At 71.9% G+C, this 20,923-nt stretch carries 18 protein-coding genes; 14 read left to right on the forward strand and 4 right to left on the reverse strand.

Features of this window, described 5'->3' with window-relative positions:
* Window positions 1-71: 71 nt before the first annotated feature.
* Window positions 72-3,521 (reverse strand): GH92 family glycosyl hydrolase, encoded by a 3,450-nt coding sequence (locus F4554_RS12375; RefSeq protein WP_179787517.1) that lies wholly within the window; start codon window positions 3,519-3,521, stop codon window positions 72-74.
* Between the two features lie 116 nt (window positions 3,522-3,637).
* On the opposite strand from F4554_RS12375, the gene hisI reads away from it, so the two are divergent.
* The 4 genes from hisI (at window position 3,638) to F4554_RS12395 (ending at window position 6,592) form a co-directional block, all read left to right on the forward strand.
* Entirely contained in the window at window positions 3,638-4,045 is a 408-nt protein-coding gene (gene hisI, locus F4554_RS12380; RefSeq protein ID WP_179787518.1) for a phosphoribosyl-AMP cyclohydrolase, read from the forward strand.
* Complete coding sequence (locus F4554_RS12385) at window positions 4,042-5,547, forward strand: anthranilate synthase component I (RefSeq protein WP_179787519.1); 1,506 nt, start codon at window positions 4,042-4,044, stop codon at window positions 5,545-5,547. The genes hisI and F4554_RS12385 overlap by 4 nt, the downstream gene beginning before the upstream one ends.
* Before the next feature lie 5 nt (window positions 5,548-5,552).
* Window positions 5,553-6,179 carry a Trp biosynthesis-associated membrane protein gene (locus F4554_RS12390; protein WP_179787520.1) on the forward strand — a complete coding sequence of 209 codons (627 nt, stop codon included), beginning with the start codon at window positions 5,553-5,555 and terminating at the stop codon, window positions 6,177-6,179.
* Window positions 6,180-6,268: 89 nt separating this feature from the next.
* Entirely contained in the window at window positions 6,269-6,592 is a 324-nt protein-coding gene (locus F4554_RS12395; protein WP_179787521.1) for an HGxxPAAW family protein, read from the forward strand.
* A 69-nt stretch (window positions 6,593-6,661) separates the two neighbouring features.
* Here F4554_RS12395 and F4554_RS12400 read toward each other — a convergent pair whose 3' ends face one another.
* Together F4554_RS12400 and F4554_RS12405 are read right to left on the reverse strand one after the other, a co-directional pair.
* Window positions 6,662-7,309, reverse strand: a complete 648-nt coding sequence (locus tag F4554_RS12400; protein ID WP_179787522.1) for a hypothetical protein — start codon at window positions 7,307-7,309, stop codon at window positions 6,662-6,664.
* A gap of 104 nt (window positions 7,310-7,413) precedes the next feature.
* Window positions 7,414-8,061 carry an AAA family ATPase gene (locus tag F4554_RS12405; protein WP_202889261.1) on the reverse strand — a complete coding sequence of 216 codons (648 nt, stop codon included), beginning with the start codon at window positions 8,059-8,061 and terminating at the stop codon, window positions 7,414-7,416.
* A gap of 95 nt (window positions 8,062-8,156) precedes the next feature.
* Between F4554_RS12405 and F4554_RS12410 the strand changes: the two genes are divergently transcribed.
* From F4554_RS12410 to F4554_RS12425, 4 genes are all read left to right on the forward strand, one after another.
* Window positions 8,157-8,621 carry an AsnC family transcriptional regulator gene (locus tag F4554_RS12410; RefSeq protein ID WP_179787523.1) on the forward strand — a complete coding sequence of 155 codons (465 nt, stop codon included), beginning with the start codon at window positions 8,157-8,159 and terminating at the stop codon, window positions 8,619-8,621.
* A gap of 222 nt (window positions 8,622-8,843) precedes the next feature.
* The gene (ddaH, locus tag F4554_RS12415; protein WP_179787524.1) at window positions 8,844-9,761 is read left to right on the forward strand and encodes a dimethylargininase; all 918 of its coding nucleotides are present in this window, start codon (window positions 8,844-8,846) and stop codon (window positions 9,759-9,761) included.
* Window positions 9,751-11,049 (forward strand): ornithine--oxo-acid transaminase, encoded by a 1,299-nt coding sequence (gene rocD / locus F4554_RS12420; protein ID WP_179787525.1) that lies wholly within the window; start codon window positions 9,751-9,753, stop codon window positions 11,047-11,049. The genes ddaH and rocD overlap by 11 nt, the downstream gene beginning before the upstream one ends.
* Before the next feature lie 438 nt (window positions 11,050-11,487).
* On the forward strand, window positions 11,488-13,596 hold the full coding sequence (locus tag F4554_RS12425) for a GxGYxYP domain-containing protein (protein WP_179787526.1): 2,109 nt from the start codon (window positions 11,488-11,490) through the stop codon (window positions 13,594-13,596).
* Between the two features lie 70 nt (window positions 13,597-13,666).
* Here F4554_RS12425 and F4554_RS12430 read toward each other — a convergent pair whose 3' ends face one another.
* Window positions 13,667-14,173, reverse strand: a complete 507-nt coding sequence (locus F4554_RS12430) for a DUF2752 domain-containing protein (RefSeq protein ID WP_337796000.1) — start codon at window positions 14,171-14,173, stop codon at window positions 13,667-13,669.
* A 116-nt stretch (window positions 14,174-14,289) separates the two neighbouring features.
* Between F4554_RS12430 and F4554_RS33565 the strand changes: the two genes are divergently transcribed.
* The 6 genes from F4554_RS33565 (at window position 14,290) to lgt (ending at window position 20,836) form a co-directional block, all read left to right on the forward strand.
* Complete coding sequence (locus F4554_RS33565; protein WP_179787528.1) at window positions 14,290-15,045, forward strand: RDD family protein; 756 nt, start codon at window positions 14,290-14,292, stop codon at window positions 15,043-15,045.
* Between the two features lie 291 nt (window positions 15,046-15,336).
* Window positions 15,337-16,140: an indole-3-glycerol phosphate synthase TrpC gene (gene trpC / locus F4554_RS12440; RefSeq protein WP_179787529.1), complete on the forward strand. Its 804-nt coding sequence runs from the start codon at window positions 15,337-15,339 to the stop codon at window positions 16,138-16,140.
* Window positions 16,141-16,196: 56 nt separating this feature from the next.
* Entirely contained in the window at window positions 16,197-17,507 is a 1,311-nt protein-coding gene (gene trpB, locus F4554_RS12445; RefSeq protein ID WP_179787530.1) for a tryptophan synthase subunit beta, read from the forward strand.
* Window positions 17,504-18,319 (forward strand): tryptophan synthase subunit alpha, encoded by an 816-nt coding sequence (trpA, locus tag F4554_RS12450; RefSeq protein ID WP_179787531.1) that lies wholly within the window; start codon window positions 17,504-17,506, stop codon window positions 18,317-18,319. Before trpB ends, trpA begins: the two co-directional genes overlap by 4 nt.
* Window positions 18,320-18,386: 67 nt before the next feature.
* Window positions 18,387-19,169, forward strand: coding sequence for a DsbA family protein (locus tag F4554_RS12455; RefSeq protein WP_179787532.1), 783 nt, complete (start codon window positions 18,387-18,389; stop codon window positions 19,167-19,169).
* Between the two features lie 50 nt (window positions 19,170-19,219).
* Window positions 19,220-20,836 carry a prolipoprotein diacylglyceryl transferase gene (gene lgt / locus F4554_RS12460; protein ID WP_202889263.1) on the forward strand — a complete coding sequence of 539 codons (1,617 nt, stop codon included), beginning with the start codon at window positions 19,220-19,222 and terminating at the stop codon, window positions 20,834-20,836.
* The last annotated feature ends 87 nt before the right edge of the window (window positions 20,837-20,923 follow it).

The raw sequence follows: 20,923 nt of genomic DNA on the forward strand, positions 1-20,923 counted from the left end.
CCGGGGCAGGTGCCGAAGCGGCCCGCCGGACGCGTGTCTCGTGCGGCCGGCGGTCCACTTCGCAACGCACCCTAGGCCAGCAGCTCCACCTGGGCGAGGGACACCGGTGTGCCGCCCGCGGTGGTTTCGGTCGCCGGCGCGAGGCCGAGCCGGTAGTGGGTGTAGTCGCCCGGCGCTGCGACCTGGAACGGCCGGGTCTGCAGCGGCCACCCGAACTCCTCCCCGCTCCTGGTGTCCAGCACCTCCCAGCTTGTCCCGTCGCGGGAGCCGGCGAGCACCCACGCTTCCGGGGCCGCACCGGCGTTGTCCACGGGGGACGTGAGTGTGTAGAAGCCGACCCGGGCCGGCGCCGCCAGCTCGTACGACACCCACCGCCGGGTCCCGGCGAACGCCACCGAGCCGGCCGAGGTGTCGTCGAACAGGGGCTCCGCGTCCACTCCCTCACTTGCCCGGGCGGTGCCGGAGCTGGGCCGGGTGACGTCGACGAGGGGTGCGGGCGCCTCGCCGGGCTCGGTGACCGACGGCGGAGCGGCATCCGGCCCGCTCGCCCAGCCGGACGGCTCGGGTCCCATGGCGAACTCCAGCACGCCGCCCTTGGCGAGCAGGTCGTGCGGCAGCCACGCCCGGTCGTAGGGCACGCCGTCCACGGTGAGGCCCTGCACGTAGATGTTGTCGGCACTGTTGTCCGGCGCGCTGATCACCAGGTCGGCACCCGACTCCAGGTGCACCGTCGCCCGGGTGAACAACGGCGAGCCGATCGCATAGCGGGGGCTGCCCATCTGCAGCGGGTAGAACCCGAGCGCGCTGAACACCTGCCACGCCGACATCTCGCCGTTGTCCTCGTCGCCGCAGTAGCCCTGGCCGAGCTCACTGCCGACATAGAGCCGGGTGAGCACCTCGCGCACCTTCTCCTGCGTGCGCGCGGGCTGTCCGGCGTAGGTGTACATGTAGGCGATGTGGTGGGCCGGCTGGTTGCTGTGGCCGTACATCCCCATCCGGACGTCGCGAGCCTCGATCATCTCGTGGATCACGTGATGGTAGGAGCCCTTGAACCGCTCCTCGCCGGTCTCGGGGGTGGCGAAGAACTCGTCCAGCCTGCGCGCGAGTGCCTCCCGTCCGCCGTACAGCCAGGCGAGCCCGGCGCCGTCGTGCGGAACGTGGAACGCCATGTTCCACGCGTTGGTCTCGGTGTAGTCGAAGCCCCACATCCGCGGGTCGAACTCCTGGGGAGACAGCCGCCGCGAACCGTCGCCGTGCCGGCCCTGGAAGAACCCGACCGCCGGGTCGAACAGGTGGACGTAACCCAGCGCACGGCGGCGGAAGTATTCCTCCTCCTCGCGCAACCGGGCGTAGCGGGCGTCGTCGGGCCCCACGTCCCGCGCCAGCTGCCCGGCCATCATGGCGATGCCGAAGTCGTTGATGTAGCCGTCCATCGACCACGACATCGCCTCCTCGGTCGCCTCCTCCGGCGTGTAGCCGAGGAAGGGCGAGCGTTCCATCCCCTTGCGGCCGACGAACGGGTTGGGCGGGCGGACAGTGGCGTTCTTCACCGCCGACTCGTAGGCCGCCCAGGCGTCGAAGCCCTCGATCCCCTTGCAGTAGGCGTCGGCGAAGGCCACGTCGGAACTCGTGCCGACCATGCAGTCGGCGTAGCCGGGGGAGGACCACCGGGCGATCCAGCCGCCGTCGCGGTACTGCTGGACGAACCCCTCCACCAGCTCGCCGGCCAGCGTGGGGGTGAGCAGTGCGTAGGCCGGCCAGGTGGTGCGGTAGGTGTCCCAGAAGCCGTTGTTGACATAGGCCTTGCCGGGAACGACGTCGGCGCCTGTCCGGGTGGGGCCGCTCGACGGCGAGGACGTCGCGGACTGCACGGCATGCGCATAGATGGGCCGCTGTACGGTGCCGGTGTTCTCGTAGCCGGAGTTGGGATAGAGGTAGAGCCGGTAGAGGTTGGAGTACAGCGTGGTGAGCTGGTCCTCGCTCGCCCCCTCCACCTCGAGCACGCCGAGGGTGTCGTCCCACTGCCGCTGGGCGCGCTCGCGAACGTCGTCGAAGGTGTCGTCGGCGCCGATCTCCAACGCCAGGTTGTGGCGGGCCTGGTCCAGGCTGATCAGCGAGGTGGCGATCCGCATGGTGACCGTACGGTCGCCGGTCGGGTCGAACCGCGCGTACGCCGCCGCGTGCGCACGCTCGCCCACGCCGTCGGGCCGGCCGGACTCGACCACGGGCCGGTCGAACTCCGCGTACACGAACATCCGGCTCGCGCCGTTGGAACGCTGGCTGCCGACGTCGGTGTAGCCGGTCAGCACGCCCGTCTCGGGATCGACACTCACCCCCGCGTCGGCGTCGACGTTGTCGAAGAGCAGCGTGGACGTCGGCCCGGTGAACGTGAACCGGAACATCGCCGCGTGGTCTGCCGGGGCTATCTCGGCGACCAGGCCGTCGTCGAAGGTCACGGAGTACCAGTGCGGGCGGGCGATCTCGTTGTCGTGGCTGAACGACAGCGCCCGCGCGGTACGGTCGGCGTCGGGGGTGCCCGCGGCGCTGGACGGCATCACCTGGAACGTCTGCCGGTCGCCCATCCACGGGCTGGGCTGGTGGCTCAGTCCCAGCGCCTGCAGCCGCGGCCGGTTTTCGTCGTCGTTGCCGCCGTGGTACTCGTACTCCCAGCGCAGCGTGCCCGCGTCGGTGACCGGCGTCCAGAAGTTGAAGCCCAGCGGCACCGCCGCGGCCGGGACGTTGTTGCCCCGGGAGAACGCCCCGCTCGAGTGCGTGCCGCGGGTGGTGAGCACGTGGTCGGACAGCCGCCGCGGCTCCCCGGCGGGACGGGCGCGCTCGGCCAGAACGATGTCGTCCACCCAGCCCCGGAACGGCACGGTGCCATCGGTGTCGACCGGACCATCGGGCTGGTGGTGGGTGAGCAGCACGGCGGTGACCCGGCGGCCGGCGGCGACCGCGCCGACCGCGATCCGCCGGAGGTTCCACTGGTCGGCGTAGAGCATGCGGGCGGCGCCCTGGGCGGCCGCGTCCGCGGGCTGGTCGTACTGGTCGCGCGCGCCGAGCTCGCTGAGCCGGGTGCCGTCGGCGAACTCGAGGTCGACCGCGGCGTAGGTCGCGGCGTAGGTCAGGTCACCGGAGGTGAACTCCGGGAACAGGACGTAGGACAGCTCGGTGTCGGGTCCGACCTCGACGTCCACCGCGAACAACGCCACGCTGCGCGGAGCCGCGCTCGCCCGCTCGGCGGCGTAGCGGAGTGCGTGCCGGCCGGTGAAGCCGACGCCGGGTTTGGCGGCCGGTGCATGGGCAGGCCCACCCGCGACCTCGACGGTGAGCCCGTCGACGGCCGGGCCGTCGCCGCCCGCAAGGTCGGGACGGGGCTCGCCGGGTTCGAACGAGGACCGGAAGTGCACCACCGAGTTCGCCATGGCGGGCAGACTGCCACGGCCCACCGACAGGCCGATCACCGGCTCCGCTCGCCACCAGGGCTCGGCGGAGCGGGGGCGAATTCGCGCCGGATCCATGCCGGCTCCATGAAGGATCGGCGTTCGTACCGCTATGCCCGGGTCGCCGACCGCGGTCAGGGAGCGGGCACGACCCGTCGCGCCCGCTGTCGGTGGCACCGGGAACAATGGCGGGCATGCCCAGCGCCGACCCCAGTGCCCACCCCGCACTCGCCCCCGAGGTCGCAGACCGGCTCAAACGCGACGACCACGGCCTGGTGGTCGCGGTGGTCCAGCAGCACGACACCGGCGAGGTGCTGATGGTCGGCTGGATGGACGACGAGGCCCTGCACCGCACGCTCACCACGGGCCGGTCGACGTTCTGGAGCCGCAGCCGCCGGGAGTACTGGGTGAAGGGCGAGACCTCCGGCCACCGGCAGTGGGTGAAGGAGGTCCGGCTGGACTGCGACGGCGACACATTGCTGGTCCGGGTCGACCAGGAGGGCCCGGCCTGCCACACCGGCACCCGCACCTGCTTCGACGACGGTCTGCTCACCGCGAAGGTGGGCGAGCCGGCCGCCGCGGACGAGGAGGTCCGGCCGTGACGTCCCTCGGCACCACCACCCCCGACCTCCCCGGCTTCCGTGACCTCGCGCCCGGGCGGCGGGTGATCCCGGTGACCCGCAAGCTGCTCGCCGACGCCGAAACCCCGCTCGGCGTCTACGCCAAGCTGGCCCGCGACGAGCCGGGCACGTTCCTGTTCGAGTCGGCCGAGCACGGCGGGGTGTGGGGGAGGTACTCCTTCGTCGGCGTCCGTTCCGCGGCGGTGCTGACCGAACGCGACGGCGAGGCGCACTGGCTCGGCAACCCGCCGGTTGGGTTGCCCGAGGGCGGCGACCCGCTGGCCGCGGTGCAGGAGACGGTGGCCCGGCTGCACACCCCTCATCTGCCCGGCCTGCCGCCGCTGACCGGCGGGCTCGTCGGCTACATCGGCTATGACGCGGTACGCCGGCTGGAACGGCTGCCCGACCTCACCACCGACGACCTCGGGCTACCGGAGCTGGCGCTGATGCTGGCCACCGACCTCGCGGTCCTCGACCACGTGGACGGCACGGTGCTGCTGATCGCCAACGCGGTCAACTGGGACGACACCGGCGAGCGCGTCGACCAGGCCTGGTCCGACGCCGTGCAGCGGCTGGACGCGATGACGAAGGCGCTCGCCCAGCCCACGCCGTCGTTCGTGGCGGCGGCCGACCTGCAGGCCCCGCCCGGCTACGAGCGCCGGCGTTCCGCCGAGGAGCACATGGCGGCGGTCGAGCAGGCCAAGGAGGAGATCCACGCCGGCGAGGCGTTCCAGGTGGTCGTGTCGCAGCGGTTCGAGCGGGCGACGACGGCCCGGGCGTTCGACATCTACCGCGTGCTGCGTTTCTCCAATCCCTCGCCGTACATGTACCTCCTGCGCTTCGGCGACTTCGACATCGTGGGTTCCAGCCCGGAGGCGCTGGTGACGGTGACCGGTGAGCGGGCGCTGACGCACCCGATCGCGGGCACCCGGCCGCGCGGCGCCACTCCGGAGGAGGACCACGCGCTGGAGCAGGAGCTGCTCTCCGACGACAAGGAGCGCGCGGAGCACCTGATGCTGGTCGACCTGGGCCGCAACGACCTCGGCCGGGTCTGCGCGCCGGGCAGCGTCGAGGTGGTCGACTTCATGACCGTACGCAGGTACAGCCACGTCATGCACCTGGAGTCCACGGTGGTCGGCCGGCTCGCACCGGGCCGGACTGCCTTCGACGCCCTGTGTGCCTGCTTCCCGGCGGGCACCCTGTCCGGTGCGCCGAAGCCGCGGGCGATGGAGATCATCGAGAAGCTCGAACCCACCAGACGCGGGCTGTACGGCGGGGTCGTCGGCTACCTCGACTTCGCCGGCGACCTGGACGCCGCGATCGCGATCCGCACCGCGCTGCTGCGCAACGGTGTGGCGTACGTCCAGGCCGGCGGGGGAATCGTGGCCGACTCCGACCCGGCGGCCGAGGACGCCGAGACCCGCAACAAGGCCGCCGCGGCGCTGCGCGCGGTCGCGGTGGCGGAGACCTTCCGGACCCCGTGATCCCCATGACCTCCACGACTCCCGCGACCTCAGTGACCCCGAAGCGGACCGCCCGGCGGCAGTTCTTCCTCGCACTCGCCCTGGTGCTCGCGGGCGCGGCCCTCGTCCTGTGGGCCGCCGGGCGCACCTGGCTCGCCGCCCGGTGGGCGATTCCCAACTACCCCGCGGTGCACACCGCCGTCACCGGAGCGCAGGCCGCGCCGCTGGTCCGGTCCGCCGGTTTCCTCGGGCTCGCCGGAGTGCTCGCCCTGCTGGCCACCAGGGGACGCGGCCGCCAGATCGCCGGGGTGCTGGTCGCGCTGGCCGGAGTCGCCGCGGTCGCCTCGTGCGTGACCTTCTGGACCCGCACCGGCTCCGTCGCGGACGCGGCGGTACGCCGGGCGATCGCCGGCGGGGCGGGAAGTGGAGGCGGCGGAGGCGCCACCCGGGCGTCCACGATCACGGTGGAGGCCTGGCCCTGGCTCGCGGTGGCCGGCGGCGCACTCGTCGTGGCCGGCGGGGTGTTCGCGGTGGTACGGGGCCGGACGTGGCCGGCGATGGGCAGCCGGTACGACGCCCCGGCGGCCAGGCGTACCGACGACGACCCGTGGGCGGCCCTGGACCGCGGCGAGGACCCCACCCTGCGTGACTGACCGGCGGCCCCGCGACCGGGCGACCCCGGCTCACCGGTGATCGGGGCCCGCGACACAATGAGGCACGGCACGGAAAGAGAGGGTCGGCCATGAGCGACATGAGCGACATGAGCGACACCAGCGACAAGTACCGCCGCGAGAACACCACGCAGGCTCACCACGGCAACACTCCGGCTGCCTGGACGACCGTGGGACTCCTGCTGGTCACCTCGGTGGTCGCCGGCCTGGCGATCGTGATCGGCAACTGGTGGCTGTTCTTCGCCAGCGCGGTCGGAGGAACGCTGGTCGCCCTGCTCGTCGGCAAGATCCTGCACGTCATGGGCTTCGGCGGCCCCCGGGTGCCCCGGCACAGCCCGGCAGAGGTGCAGCAGATCGCGGACACCTCCGCCGAGGAGAGCAGCAGGGTCTCCTGACCGCCGCGCCCGTTCAGCCGATAGCCCGGACTGCGCAGGACAGCGCAGGACGGCCCAGGTGAGCGGAGCTCAGCCCAGGTAGGGCGCGAAGTGGTCGGCGACCTCGGTGGCCACCTGTTCGGCGTCCCTGCTTCCGTCCACGCCCATCACGCGTATCCCGCGTTCGCGGGCGGCCTCGGCGGCCGACTCCGCGAGCAGCCGGTCCCGGTCCACCCGGTTGGCCTGGGCACGCCGGGGATCACTGACGTGTAGCCCGAACTCCCGGGCGCGGGGGAGGTCGCGCAGCTGGCGTTGCCGGAACTCCTCCGTCGGCACCATCACCAGCATCCGGCCGGGCGACTCCAGCAGCGGCGCGACGAGTTCGGGGCGCAGCCCCCACCCCTCGGCGAGGATCGGCCGCCCGGACACCAGCCCCCGCAGGTCGTCCAGCGTCCACTCGAACCTCCGGCCGAACTCCGCCAGCGCGTCCTCGGCCATGTCGCCGGGCGTACGCCGGACCCACATCTCGTCCGGGTCCGGTCCGGTCAGCGGCTCCCCGCGGGTGGCCCGGCCGGCGATGCGACGGGCGTCGTGCCCACGGGCGTCGTGGTAGTCGTAGTGGTACGCCGTGATCCCACAGCGGCCGGCGAGGATGCGGGCCACCGTCGACTTGCCGGCCCACTGCCCGCCGCCGAGCCACAGCGTGTTGGCGATCGTCCCGAACGGATCCCAGGTCATGAGCAGCGATTCTGCTGCCCTGGCAGGAAAAACTGCAGTCTTGTTCTGACCCTGCCCGGGATGGTTGATTGGGAGTACGGGGCGTGCACCGGCTACGCCCGGCCCTACGCCCACCCCAGTTCCGTACGACACCAGGCGGTCAGCGCGTCGACGTCGACCGGCCCGGTGGTGTCCACCCGCCGCACCGGCCCGAGCGCGAGCGGCCGGCCGTCGGCGACCATCGCCGTCCACTCCGCCGCCGAGATCCGGGCACCGTGGATCCGGTGCTGGCTCGCCCACCGGATCCGGTCGCGGTCGTAGGAGACGTCGGCGGGTACGTCGCACCAGATCTCGACGGTCCGTGCCACGTTCGCCTGGGCCAGCCCGGCCTGGACGAGCGGGCGTACGTCGGCCCGCCACGAACTCTCCAGCACCGCTCCGAGCGGTGCGTCGGCGAGCAGCGCCCACATCGTCTCGCTGGCGGCCCGCCCGAGGGCGGCGTTCCACGCCCGCTGCGGCCGGTCGTCGGGAGGGTGCACGCCGAGGACGTCCGCGTGGGTTTCCTTGATGACGTCCTTGGCGAACAGCGGGAGGCCGAGCGCCCGGGCGAGCCGCGGGGCGAGTGTCGACTTGCCGGAGGCGGGCAGACCGTTGACGAGGATCGCGACCCGGCCGCCGACCCGGGCGCCGACCAGCCCGCCGACCAGGCCGGTGGCCGTCGTGCCGGCCGGAGTGGCGTTCTCGGTGGGGTCGGATGCGCGGAACCCGGTCACGGGTGCACAGTTTAGGGCGGTTGTACGAGCAGGTGGCGAGGAGTGAGCCGGGCACCCGCACCCGGCGCCGGACGAAGCCAGGAGAAGGAGCGAGCGTGCGGCTGGACCCCGTGGACGAACGCATCGTCGCCCTGCTGCTCGACGACGGCCGGGCGAGCTTCGCCGAGATCGGGGCACAGGTGGGGCTGTCCGCGCCGGCGGTGAAGCGCCGGGTGGACCGGCTCCGGCAGGCGGGTGCGGTCACCGGGTTCACCGCGAAGGTCGACCCGCGCGCGCTCGGCTGGACCACCGAGGCGTACGTCGAGCTTTTCTGCCAGGGCAAAACCTCGCCGGCGACCATCCGGGCCGGAGTGGCGCGCTTCCCGGAGGTGGTCGCGGCCTGCACGCTGACCGGTGAGGCGGACGCCCTGGTGCACATCCTCGCCGCCGACATCGGGCACTTCGAGCGGGTGCTGGAACGCATCAACGCCGAGCCGTACGTCGCCCGGACCAGGAGTTCGCTGGTGCTGTCCCGGTTGCTGGAGCGGCCCGGGCTGACCGGCCAGGAGACCCCGGGCTGAAGCCGCCTGCGGCAGGCGTCTGCCGGGCACAGAGCGCCCCTTCAGGCCCCCGAGGCGAGCCGCGCAACGATCCGCCGCGATCGGCGCAGAGCACGCAACGAACCGCCGGCCACGCGCAGTCCGAACGCATTGGGTCGCGGGTAGATGGCTACCTAGGCTCGACATCGGGAAGGTCGCGGCGGCCGCTCGCGCCCCCGTTCGTACTCCAGCGGAGGTTTCTCGATGCCCACGACCGCCAGTCACGGCAACCACGACAACGCCGGCAACGCTCGCGAAAGCGTCCGTACCGCCACCCGCCGGCACTACCTCATGTGCCGGCCGACGTACTTCACCGTCGCGTACGCGATCAACCCGTGGATGCACCCGGAGAAGGCGGTCGACACCGATCTCGCCATCGCGCAGTGGGAGCGCCTGCGGCAGACCTACCTCGACCTCGGCCACGAGGTGAGCCTGATCGACCCCGCGCCCGGCCTGCCGGACATGGTGTTCGCCGCGAACGGTGCGGTGGTGGTGGACGGGCTGGCGTTCGGCTCGCGGTTCCGCCACCTGGAGCGGATGCCCGAGGCCACCCGCTTCCTCGAGTGGTTCAAGACCCACGGTGTCGAGCACGGCGTCCGCGACGCGTACCTCCCGCTGGCCGTGGCCGAGGGGGAGGGCGACCTGCTCACCATGCCGGACCGCATCCTCGCCGGCACCGGCTTCCGTACCGACCCGGCGGCCCACCGCGAGCTGGCGGAGTACGTCGACCGGCCGGTCGTCACGCTGCACCTGGTCGACCCGCGCTTCTACCACCTGGACACCGCACTGTCGGTGCTGGACGAGCACAACGTCGTCTACTACCCGGAGGCGTTCGCGCCGGAGAGCCGGCAGGTGCTGCGTGAGCTGTACCCGGACGCGGTGCTCGCCGACGAGGCGGACGCGGTGGTGCTGGGCCTGAACGCCGTGTCGGACGGCCGCAACGTCGTGCTGCCCGTGCAGGCGACGGGGCTGGCGGGCCGGCTCGCCGAACGCGGGTACGAGCCGGTGCCGGTGGACCTGTCCGAGCTACGCAAGTCCGGTGGCGGGCCGAAGTGCTGCACGCTGGAGATCCGCCCGGGCTCCGTCGACAGCGGCATCGAGGGAGGCTCGGATGCTCGGTGACGTGACGATCCGGACCGTGGACCGGGCTGTGGACCGGACCGCCGAGCAGATCACGCTCGCGGAGCGGTACGCCGCGCACAACTACCACCCGCTGCCGGTCGTCGCCGCCGAGGCCGAGGGCGCCTGGGTGACTGGCGTGGACGGGCGTCGCTACCTCGACTGCCTGGCGGGGTACTCCGCGCTCAACTTCGGGCACCGCCACCCGGCCATCCTCGCGGCGGCACGGGACCAGCTGGACCGGCTGACATTGATCAGCCGGGCGTTCCACCACGACCAGTTCGGGGCGTTCTGCGCCGAGCTCGCCGGCCTGGTCGCGGCGTCGAGCCCGGCGTCGAACCCCGCGTCCGGCGCCGACGCCGACGCGTCCCCGGACGTCATGGTGCTGCCGATGAACACCGGCGCGGAGGCGGTGGAGACCGCGCTGAAGGTGGCCCGCAAGTGGGGTTACGAACGCAAGGGCGTCCCCGACGGGCAGGCCACCATCGTCGTTGCCGCCGGCAACTTCCACGGCCGCACCATCACGATCGTGAGCTTCTCCGACGACCCGGACGCCCGGGACCACTACGGCCCCTACACCCCGGGCTTCGTGACCGTGCCGTACGGCGACGCGGGAGCGATCGCCGACGCGATCGACGACACCACCGTCGCCGTGCTGATCGAACCCGTCCAGGGCGAGGCCGGGGTGATCGTGCCACCGGAGGGCTACCTGCGCGACGTCCGCCGCACGTGCACCGAGCGGGGCGTTCTCATGCTCGCCGACGAGATCCAGGCCGGACTGGGGCGGACCGGCTCCACGTTCGCCTGCGACCGCGAGGGTGTCGTACCCGATCTCTACATCCTCGGCAAGGCGCTCGGCGGCGGGGTCGTTCCGGTCTCGGCGGTGGCCGGATCGCCGGACGTGCTGGGCGTCGTCCGCCCGGGCCAGCACGGCAGCACGTTCGGCGGCAACCCGCTGGCGTGTGCGGTCGGCCGGGCGGTGGTGGGCCTGCTCGCCGACGGCAGCTACCAGCGCCGGGCCGCGGCCCTGGGTGCCGTTCTCGCCGAGCGCCTGAACGGCCTGATGGGCAAGGGGCTGGTGGGCGTACGCACCGCCGGTCTGTGGGCCGGCATCGACATCGATCCCGCGCTCGGCACCGGCCGCGACATCTGCGCCGCGCTGGCCGAGCGGGGCGTGCTGGCCAAGGACACCCACGGTTCGACGATCCGGCTGGCGCCGCCCCTGGTGATCGAGCAGGCGGACCTGGAGTGGGCCGTGGACCAGCTGGCCGAGGTGCTGCGCACTCGGTAGGGCCCGTCCCGCGCACCCCTTCGGCACCGCTGAGCCGTCCACCTCACTGGCCGGAGCGGACCGCGTCAACGCGGCCTGCTCTGGCCAGTGATCTTGTCCGCGCACACCCGCGCCCGCGACAATCGCTAGCGCCCGGGGTGGGCATCTGCTCGTCGTTTCTCGGCACGTCAGCTCTCGTTCGTGGTTCCTCCGCACGTCGGCCCTCCCCGAGCGCCCGTTCGTCACGTACGTCTGTTGCTCACGTACGTCTGCAACTCCGGCACGCCCGCTCCTTCCGTACGCCAGTACTCCCGTATCTGCCGCAACTCCCGCAACTCCCGTACGCCGATCGCGCCGTGGAGGCAGCTCTCCCGAGTTCGTCGCCGCGGTGGCCGGGTGTGCCCGGATCCCTTTCCCCAGCGCGCGGACAGCGCTTACCACCAGGCGGTGCGACGACCGATGACATGGAACAACCAGTACTCGCGGCGGACCTTCGGCCGGATGGTCGTGGCCGGACTCGGTGCGGCGACGTTGCCGAACGTGCTCGCCCAAGGGACCGCACAGGCGGCGACCGGCAGCCCGGCCACCGGCGTCACCACGACGGCCACCCAGGTGCGGTCGGGCATCAGCTGGCCGGACGGTCAGGCACTGCCGCACTTCGCGCCCGTACGTGCCCTCGACGTCGTCGACATCACCGGCCTGTCGGGCGACGAGAAGCTGATGCTGGGAACGCTGCAGGGGTTGGTGAACCGGGTTCGCCCGCAGATCTACCTCATCGGCGACGACGCCACCAGCGGCGAGGGCCGGCTGACCTGGCTGCGCGACCTGGACGTGTCCTACACCGTGCACGACGACTTCTGGAAGCTGGTGGCGAAGTATCGCGGCGCGATCCGGGGCAGCGTCGTCTACGACCCCGAGGTGCCCGACTCGCTCAACGTCGCCACCACCCTCGCCGGCCTGCGCAACCTCGTCGCCGTCGGCCCCGACCTGGCGAAGTCGCTGACGGCGAAGTACGGCGTGAAGGTGGTCGAGGACCTGCGCGGACGCTTCACCAGCCGGATCGACGCCTACCGCTGGCAGTTCGAGAACCTCTGGTCGCAGACCACCCACCGGATGCTGATCGGCCTGCCGCCGCTGAAGGACGTCAGTCTGCCGCCGGGCCTCCCGTCGTACTACACGACGATCGCCAAGGTGGACACGCACCTCCACGACGCCTCCAACCGGCAGGTGTACGAGTTCGACCTCACCGGCCAGCTCGGCGGCAAGGGCGTGTGGGTGCGCTTCGACGACGCGTTCACCAACGACGGCTGGGGTCCCGCGGTGCACCAGGTGACGTTGCGCGCGGACGACAAGGTGGTTGCCGACTTCGTGCCGGGCACCGACGCGGAGGACCCGTACCTCTTCGACGACAGCAACTCCCAGACCAGCCTGGGCCCGCCGCTGCACCGGTTCGCCGACGGCAACCGCTACTTCGTGTACGGGTTCGCCCCGCCCGCCGGGACGTCGAAGCTGACGCTGTCGGTGGAGATGTGGAACGAGTACGAGGTGTCGGTGAGCAAGACCGAGCCGGCCCGGCCGACGAAGGTGGCCTTCGCGTACCTGCGCGACTACGCCGTGGCCAACGGCGCGATGACGTTCTGGCTGGACCCGAACGTCGACGCCGAGCGCGAGCTGTTCGAGCGGATCATGTCCGAGGTCGAGCCGTACACGCCCTATCTCGGGTGGTTCGCCCAGGACATCGCCGGCGAGTTCGGCGGCACCGAACTGTGCTCGAAGCACGGCGTCTACGTGCTCGCCGCGGACTGGTTCGAGAACCTCACCGTGCACTCCGGTGCACAGGCGCCGATCTCCGACCGGCAGAAGCCCGCGCCCACACTCAAACTGGAGAACAAGGTCTACGTCACCTTCACCATGTCCGAGGGCGACAACCTGCAGTACAACGAGCACCGGCTGCGGGTTCTTTGGGACAACCCGGGCCGGGGCAGCGTGCCGGTCAACTGGACCACCAACCCGCTGCTGGCCGACGCCGCGCCGAACTTCCTCAGCCACTTCCAGCGCACCGCGACCGACAACGACCTGCTGGTGGCCGGGCCGTCCGGCGCGGGCTACATCTACCCGACCCCGTGGCCGGACGGCACGTTCGGACGATTCACGGAACAGACCGGGAAGTACATGCACGCGACCGGGATGGGGATCGTGTACGTGCTCAACCGGGTCGACGGCCGCGACGTGGATTTGTCTGCGGACAAGACGCGGGCGTACGTCTCCGACGCCGAGCCGCAGGGGATCTTCCTGAACTGGTCCGGCACGACGACCACCAGGCTCGTCGAGGGCGGTACGCCGCTGGCCACCATCCTCGGCGTCGGCGGAGTGCAGGAGACCAAGGACGCCATCGCCCGCTCAGCGAAGGGCTGGGACGGCACATCGCCGAGGTTCGTCGCGATCGGCGTGAACGCCTGGGCGATGACGCCCCAGGACCTGGCGGAGGTGACCGCCTCGCTCGGCGCCGACTACCGCGTGGTGCGCGGTGACCAGTACTTCGACCTGGCGCGGAAGGCGCTCGGGTAGGTCGGCGCTCGCATGCCGATCGGGCGTGCCGGTCGGTCAGACGGGCCGGTCGGTCAGACGGGCCGGTCGGTCAGACGTGCAGGGCGGTGAACGGCGGCCAGGGCAGGTTGCGAAGCACCATGAAGAGCACGGCCGCCGCCACCACCGCCGGGAGGAGCGCCGACCGTGCCCGCGGGCCCAGCGCGGGGCGGGGGAGGCGTACGCGGACGCCCAGGCGCTCGAGCGTCCAGCTCAGCCAGAGGTAAGCCACGACCAGGATGGCGAGGAGGGCCGGCGCGTTGAACCCGAGCGCGCCGGCCAGGTCGCCGTGCAGTACGGCGGCCGCCATCCGGGTCGTACCGCACAGCGGGCAGTCCAGACCGGTGAGGGAGTGCAGCAGGCACGGGACGCCGAACCTGCTGCCCGAGAAGGCGTTCGCCGCCGCCAGTCCCAGCCCGGCTGCCCCGAGGACGGCGATGCCGGCCAGCGTGCTGTCCGGCGGCAGCACGTCCGGGCGGGCGGCGGTCCCGGCGGGCGGACCGCTCGGACCACTCGGACCGCCCGGACCACTCGGTCGGTTCAGGGTCGGATGCGACACGGATTCACCGTAACCCCAACCCGTGATCCCAAGTTGGTTCCAGGTGTAGGTGGTGACCGCTAACCTGCTCGGATTCGTACCCACCTTCACTTGTGACTTCCAGAACGGAGACGGTTGTGAGTACACCGACCCCGCCGGGTTCCGACGCGCGCGATCAGGGCTCATCCTCGGGACGGCACGGTGCTCCGCAGCCTCAGGATCCTTACGGCCAACAGGCCCAGGGACACGGCGGCCAGCAGGGCTACGGCCAGCAACAGCAACCGGGCCAGTACGGGCAGCAGTACGGCCAGCAGCAGGGTCATGGCCAGCAGCCGGGCTACGGCCAGGCGTACCCCCAGGGCCAGGAGGGGTACGGCCAGCAGTACGGCCAGCAGCAGAACCAGTACGAACAGAGCCAGTACGGCCAGCCGGGGCAGTACGGGGAGTACGCCGGTGCTCCCCAGATCGACCGGGACATCCTCGCCCCGTGGGTCCACCGTCTCGGCGCCTACCTCATCGACGGGGTGGTGGCCTGGATCCCCGGCGCCATCGGCGCGGCGCTCATGGGCGGTCTGCAGTCCGGCGGCCAGCCGTCCGGGGCCGCCACGGCGATCGGCTCGATCCTCTACCTCGTGAGCCTGGGCATCAGCATCTGGAACATCGTCTTCCGGCAGGGCCGAACCGGCCAGAGCATCGGCAAGCAGGTGCTCAACATCAAGCTGGTCCGTGAGTCCGACGGGCAGCCGCTGGGTCCGGGTACGACGTTCGTCCGTGCGCTCGCGCACATCCTGGACGCGCTGCCCTGCTACGTCGGGTTCCTCTGGCCCCTGTGGGACAAGAAGCGCCAGACCTTCGCCGACAAGGTGATGTCCAGCCTGGTCATCAAGCTGTGAGCTCCGTGGGGCCGGGCTCGAAGTAGCCCGGCCCGGCGGGTGGCGGACAGGGCTCCGGGGTCGTGACCCGGGGCCCTGTCCGCCGTTCCGCTCGGTTTTGGCACTGATTCCGGGCCTGTTCCGTACCCCCTCCGCCGTGCACGCGACCCTGCACGGACAGGCCCCCGACCGCCAGCCGGTGTCGGGGTGGGGGGAGGTCGTCGTTACTCTGAGCAGGTCTCTGGAAGCGAGAGCGGGTCGTTCGCCGAAGACCCGCGCCTGCGCTTAGGTCGCTCAGGAAGGACTGACTGCGTGAGTGTTCTCGACGAGATCCTCGACGGGGTCCGCGCCGACCTTGAGGAGCGGCAGGCGAGAGTCTCGATCGACGATCTGAAGAAGCGGGTCGCCCTTCTTCCGTACGCCATCGATCCCGTGCCGGTTCTGCGGGGCGACGGCGTGGCCGTCATCGCGGAGGTCAAGAGGTCGAGTCCCAGCAAGGGCGCGCTCGCCGCGATCGCCGATCCGGCCGCGCTCGCCACCGACTACCAGGCCGGCGGGGCCGCCGTGATCAGCGTGCTCACCGAGCGCCGTCGGTTCGGCGGCTCGATCGAGGACCTCCGGGCGGTGCGCTCCGCGGTGGACGTTCCGATCCTCCGCAAGGACTTCGTGATCACCAGCTACCAGCTGTGGGAGGCCCGGGCCTACGGCGCCGACCTGGTGCTGCTCATCGTGGCCGCCCTACAGCAGAACGCCCTGGTCTCGCTGATCGAGCGCGCGGTGTCGATCGGCCTCACCCCGCTGGTCGAGGTGCACACCGAGGAGGAGGTCGAGCGGGCCGTCGACGCGGGCGCGAAGCTGATCGGCGTCAACGCCCGTGACCTGCGCACTCTCGAGGTCGACCGGGCCGCCTTCAGCCGGCTCTCGCCGCGGGTCCCGGACGGTATCGTCAAGGTGGCGGAGTCGGGCGTACGCGGGCCCCACGACGTGATCGAGTACGCCCGCGCCGGTGCCCACGCCGTTCTCGTCGGCGAGAGCCTGGTCACCGGGAAGGACCCCCGGTCCGCGGTGGCCGATCTGGTCGCGGCCGGTGCCCATCCGGCCCTGCACCATGACTGAGCCCACGACCGGGCGCCCGACCCACTCGCAACCGATCCCGGAACCGAAGTGACTCGATGACTGACGTGGCCGCTGCCAACACCGACCGGAGCGCGCTCGGTCAGGGACTCGACGGACATTTCGGTCGCTTCGGCGGCCGGTTCACCCCCGAGGCTCTGATCAGCGCGCTCGACGAACTCGAGCAGGCGCACCGCGCCGCACAGGCCGACCCGGCGTTCACCGCCGAGCTGGACCGGATGTTCCGGGAGTACGCCAACCTGCCGAGCCTGCTCTACGACGCCACCCGGCTGTCCGAGGCGGCCGGCGTCCGGATCCTGCTCAAGCGGGAGGACCTCAACCACACCGGCGCCCACAAGATCCGCAACGTCCTCGGCCAGGCGCTGCTGGCGGTCCGGATGGGCAAGACCCGGATCATCGCCGAGACCGGGGCCGGGCAGCACGGCGTGGCCACCGCCACCGCCTGCGCCTACCTCGACCTGGAGTGCGTGGTCTACATGGGCGAGGAGGACACCCGCCGGCAGGCGCTCAACGTCGCCCGGATGGAGTTGCTCGGCGCCAAGGTGATCCCGGTGACCACCGGCAGCCGGACCCTGAAGGACGCGATCAACGAGGCGCTGCGCGACTGGGTGGCCTCCGTCGACGACACGCACTACCTCCTGGGCACCGCTGCCGGGCCGCACCCGTTCCCGGTGATGGTGCGCGACTTCTGCCGCGGCATCGGCGACGAGTCCCGGGCGCAGACGATCGAGTTGACCGGCTCCCTTCCACACGCGGTGTGCGCGTGTGTGGGCGGCGGGTCCAACGCGATCGGCATGTTCACCGCGTTCGTCCCCGACGAGTCCGTCCGGCTGTACGGCTTCGAGGCAGGCGGTGACGGCGTGGACACCGGCCGGCACGCCGCGACGATCACCTCCGGTCAGGTCGGCGTCCTGCACGGCACCCGGTCCTACCTCCTCCAGGACGAGGACGGCCAGACCATCGAGAGCCACTCGATCTCCGCCGGCCTGGACTACCCGGGCGTGGGGCCCGAGCACGCCTGGCTGCACGACACCGGGCGCGCGACCTACCTCCCGGTGACCGACGCCGAGGCGATGGACGCGCTGCGGCTGCTGACCCGGACCGAGGGGATCATCCCCGCGATCGAGTCCGCGCACGCGGTGGCCGGCGCGCTGCGGGTGGCCAAGGACCTCGGCCCGGACGCGACCGTGCTGGTGTGCCTGTCCGGCCGCGGTGACAAGGACGTCGACACCGCCGCCACGTGGTTCGGGCTGCTCGACGGCAAGCCCGGGGTGGAGACGGCCGGCACGGAGCGGGAGAACGCCGTGCAGGCGGACTCCGCGCGGGAGAGCACGGAGGAGAAGGCGTGAGCACCTCGACGTCGGCCGGGGTCGGCCCGGCCTTCGCCAGGGCGAAGGAGGAGGGCCGCGGGGTTCTGGTCGGCTACCTGCCGGCGGGGTTCCCGAGCTACGACGGTGCGATCGCGGCGTTCGAGGCGATGGCCGAGGCGGGGGTCGACGTCTTCGAGGTCGGCCTGCCCTACTCCGACCCGACGATGGACGGACCGACCATCCAGGCGGCGGCCGACCAGGCGCTGCGTGGCGGCACCCGCACCAAGGACGTTCTCCGTACGGTCGAGGCGGTTTCCGGCTTCGGCGTCCCGACCCTGGTGATGACCTACTGGAACCCCATCGAGCGCTACGGCGTTGAACGCTTCGCACGAGACCTCTCCTCGGCCGGCGGGGCGGGGCTGATCACGCCCGACCTGATTCCGGAGGAAGCCGAGGAGTGGATCGCCGCCAGCGACGCGACCGGCCTGGACCGGGTCTTCCTGGTCGCGCTGTCGTCGTCCACCGAGCGGCTGCGGCTCACCGCGCAGGCCTCCCGGGGATTCGTCTACGCCGCGTCGGTGATGGGTGTGACCGGCGCCCGTGAGCAGACCAGCTCCGGTGCCCCCGGACTGGTCGCCAGGCTGCGCGAGGTCACCGACCTGCCCGTCGGTGTCGGGCTCGGTGTGTCCAACGGCGACCAGGCCGCCGAGGTGGCGGCGAGTGCGGACGCGGTGATCGTCGGCTCGGCGTTCGTACGCCCGTTGCTGGACGCGCCCGACGAACGCACCGGCGTCGAGCGGGTGCGCGAAGTCGCCCGCGACCTCGCCGACGGCGTACGCCGGCGAGCGTAGTGAGGCACCACCAGCATCCGGCGCCGCGACGTGGCGGCGCCGGTGGACAGACGAGGCGGAGAGCGGCATGAGCAAGAAGTCGGCCCGGGAGCAGTTGCGCGCCGAGCGTGCCCGGCAGGCGGCGCAGGCCAAGCGGCGCGAGAACATGATGCGCATCGGCGTAGCCGTGGCCGTGGCCGTGGTGATCGTGGCCATCGCCGCGGTCGTCCAGTGGCAGCGTTCCAAGGTCGACACCACCGCCGCCTACCCCGAGGGCGTCGTCGCGCCGTACAAACCGACCTCCAAGAGCGACCCAACCCCGGTCGCCGGCAAGGCGGGCGGCCAGGGCGACGGTGTCGGCTTCGGCAAGGCCGGTGCCCCCGTCGTGGTGGAGATGTTCGAGGACTTCGCCTGCCCGCACTGCCGGGACTTCGAGAGCGATGCCGAGCAGACCCTGAACCAACAGGTCGATGCCGGCAAGGCGCGGGTGATCTACTACCCCCTCACCCTGCCCGGCTTCGGCCGGCCGACCGAGCTCGCCGCCAACGCCTTCGGGTGCGCCGTCAACGCCGGCAAGGCCCGCGAGATGCACGACGCGCTGTACGCCAACTACAGCCAGAGCTGGACCAACGCCCAGCTGGTCGACCTCGGCAAGGGGATCGGGCTCACCTCCGGTTCCTTCCGTACCTGCGTCAACGGCGACAACTTCGCCAACTGGGTCAAGGCGGTCGACCAGACCGGCACCGACCGCGGCGTGCAGGGAACCCCCACGGTGTTCGTCAACGGCAAGCAGCTCGACCCGGGCGACACCAGCGGGACCGGGCTCAAGCTCGCGATCGACTCCGCGGCTGCCAAGACCAACAAGCAGTGAGCGGGTAAGGTCCGACCGGTAACCATCGCCCGCAGGAGTTATCACAGGCCATGCAGATTCTCGCGTCCATACCCAGCCCTCCGCAGGGGGTGTGGCATCTCGGGCCGCTCCCGATCCGGGCGTATGCGATATGCATCATTCTCGGCGTCATTGCGGCGGTCTGGCTGGGCAACCGCCGCTGGATCGAGCGCGGCGGCCGGCCCGGGACCGTCGCCGACATCGCCGTCTGGGCGGTCCCGTTCGGCCTGGTGGGTGCCCGTCTCTACCACGTCATCACCGACTACCAGCTCTACTTCGGCCCGGGCCGGGAGCCGATGCGGGCGTTCGCGGTGTGGGAGGGCGGCCTCGGGATCTGGGGGGGCGTGGCGTTCGGCGCGCTCGGCGCCTGGATCGCCTGCCACCGGCGCGGTATTCCGCTGCCGGCGCTGGCCGACGCGCTGGCGCCCGGAATCGTCCTCGCCCAGGCGATCGGACGGTGGGGCAACTGGTTCAACCAGGAGTTGTTCGGCGCTCCCACCACCGCGTGGTGGGGCCTGCGGATCGACCCGGCGCACCGTCCGATCGGATATGAGCAGTACGCCACGTTCCAGCCGACCTACCTGTTCGAGAGCATCTGGGACGTCGGCACCGCGCTGCTGGTGATCTGGGCCGACAAGCGGTTCCGGCTCGGCCACGGGCGGGCGTTCGCGTTGTACGTCATGTGCTACACGCTCGGCCGGGGCTGGATCGAGTACCTCCGCGTCGACCCGGTCAACCACATCCTCGGCCTGCGGCTGAACGTCTGGACCTCGGTCCTGGTGTTCCTGCTCGCGATGCTCTATTTCATCCTTTCGGCCACCCTTCGCCCGGGCCGCGAACGGGTCGTCGAGCCGGCACCGCCCGCGCCTGGTGACGAGGTGAGCGCCACCGCCGACACCGTCGGCCGCGGCGGGGTCGCCGCCGCGACGGGCACCGCAGGAGCCGGCTCCGACTCGACCTCCCGTGCTGCGGCCGATCGCCGGACCGCTGCGGAGGACGATCGGCCCACCGCTGACCAGGGCACCGACACCGCCCGGGGGACCGGCGAGCGTGGGCGCGCCACGGGCGATCCCGCCCAGGACCCCGCTCAGGACCCCGCCCATCCGCGCGGCTTCGGCGACCCGGACGAGCCCGGCCGACCTGACGACTCCGACGTTTCCGCCGGGCGCGGCGACTCCGCCGACCCCGACGACTCGTCCGGCCCGGACGATCCGGATGATCCCGATGATCCGGACGGGGATCCCGCCTCGGCGGCCGAGCGGCACCTCGTGGTCGACCGCGGCCGGCTGGCGGACCAGAACACCCAGATCGAGGAGGGGGCCCGCCCGTCGCAGCCCCGGCCGCAGCGCGGCGGTGAGACGGCTCCGCGGCAGGCCACAGGGCGGCAGGAAACGCCGAAGGAGGCGCCCGGAGGGTCCGACCACCCCGCGGACGCCGAGGAACGCTTTCCCGCCGAGGACCGCGGTGTGTTCGCCGACGAGCGCTACCCGGGCGACGACCGGTACACCCCGGAGGAGAAGTACCTCGCCGACCAGCGCAACCGCGCCACCGAGCCCGACCAGGACCCCCGCCGGGGAGGGGCCGGCCGGCCGCAGGTGTCCGAGGAGCGAACACGTTCGACAGAAAACCCCCCGGAGGGGTCACAATGACCGAAGTACGATCGAACGCGCGTCTCGGCTAGTACGTCACACCGCCGTGACCTGCCACGGCCCCGCGGCCTATGCTGTCGCGACCTG

Source organism: Actinopolymorpha rutila, assembly GCF_013407855.1.
Lineage (GTDB): Bacteria > Actinomycetota > Actinomycetes > Propionibacteriales > Actinopolymorphaceae > Actinopolymorpha > Actinopolymorpha rutila.

Excerpts from the sequence above, each read along its gene's own strand:
- F4554_RS12375 (WP_179787517.1), bottom strand. The coding sequence starts at position 3,521 with ATGGATCCGGCGCGAATTCGCCCCCGCTCCGCCGAGCCCTGGTGGCGA.
- hisI (WP_179787518.1), top strand. The coding sequence starts at position 3,638 with ATGCCCAGCGCCGACCCCAGTGCCCACCCCGCACTCGCCCCCGAGGTC.
- F4554_RS12390 (WP_179787520.1), top strand. The coding sequence starts at position 5,553 with ATGACCTCCACGACTCCCGCGACCTCAGTGACCCCGAAGCGGACCGCC.
- F4554_RS12395 (WP_179787521.1), top strand. The coding sequence starts at position 6,269 with ATGAGCGACATGAGCGACATGAGCGACACCAGCGACAAGTACCGCCGC.
- F4554_RS12400 (WP_179787522.1), bottom strand. The coding sequence starts at position 7,309 with ATGACCTGGGATCCGTTCGGGACGATCGCCAACACGCTGTGGCTCGGC.
- ddaH (WP_179787524.1), top strand. The coding sequence starts at position 8,844 with ATGCCCACGACCGCCAGTCACGGCAACCACGACAACGCCGGCAACGCT.
- rocD (WP_179787525.1), top strand. The coding sequence starts at position 9,751 with ATGCTCGGTGACGTGACGATCCGGACCGTGGACCGGGCTGTGGACCGG.
- F4554_RS12425 (WP_179787526.1), top strand. The coding sequence starts at position 11,488 with ATGACATGGAACAACCAGTACTCGCGGCGGACCTTCGGCCGGATGGTC.
- trpB (WP_179787530.1), top strand. The coding sequence starts at position 16,197 with ATGACTGACGTGGCCGCTGCCAACACCGACCGGAGCGCGCTCGGTCAG.
- F4554_RS12455 (WP_179787532.1), top strand. The coding sequence starts at position 18,387 with ATGAGCAAGAAGTCGGCCCGGGAGCAGTTGCGCGCCGAGCGTGCCCGG.
- lgt (WP_202889263.1), top strand. The coding sequence starts at position 19,220 with ATGCAGATTCTCGCGTCCATACCCAGCCCTCCGCAGGGGGTGTGGCAT.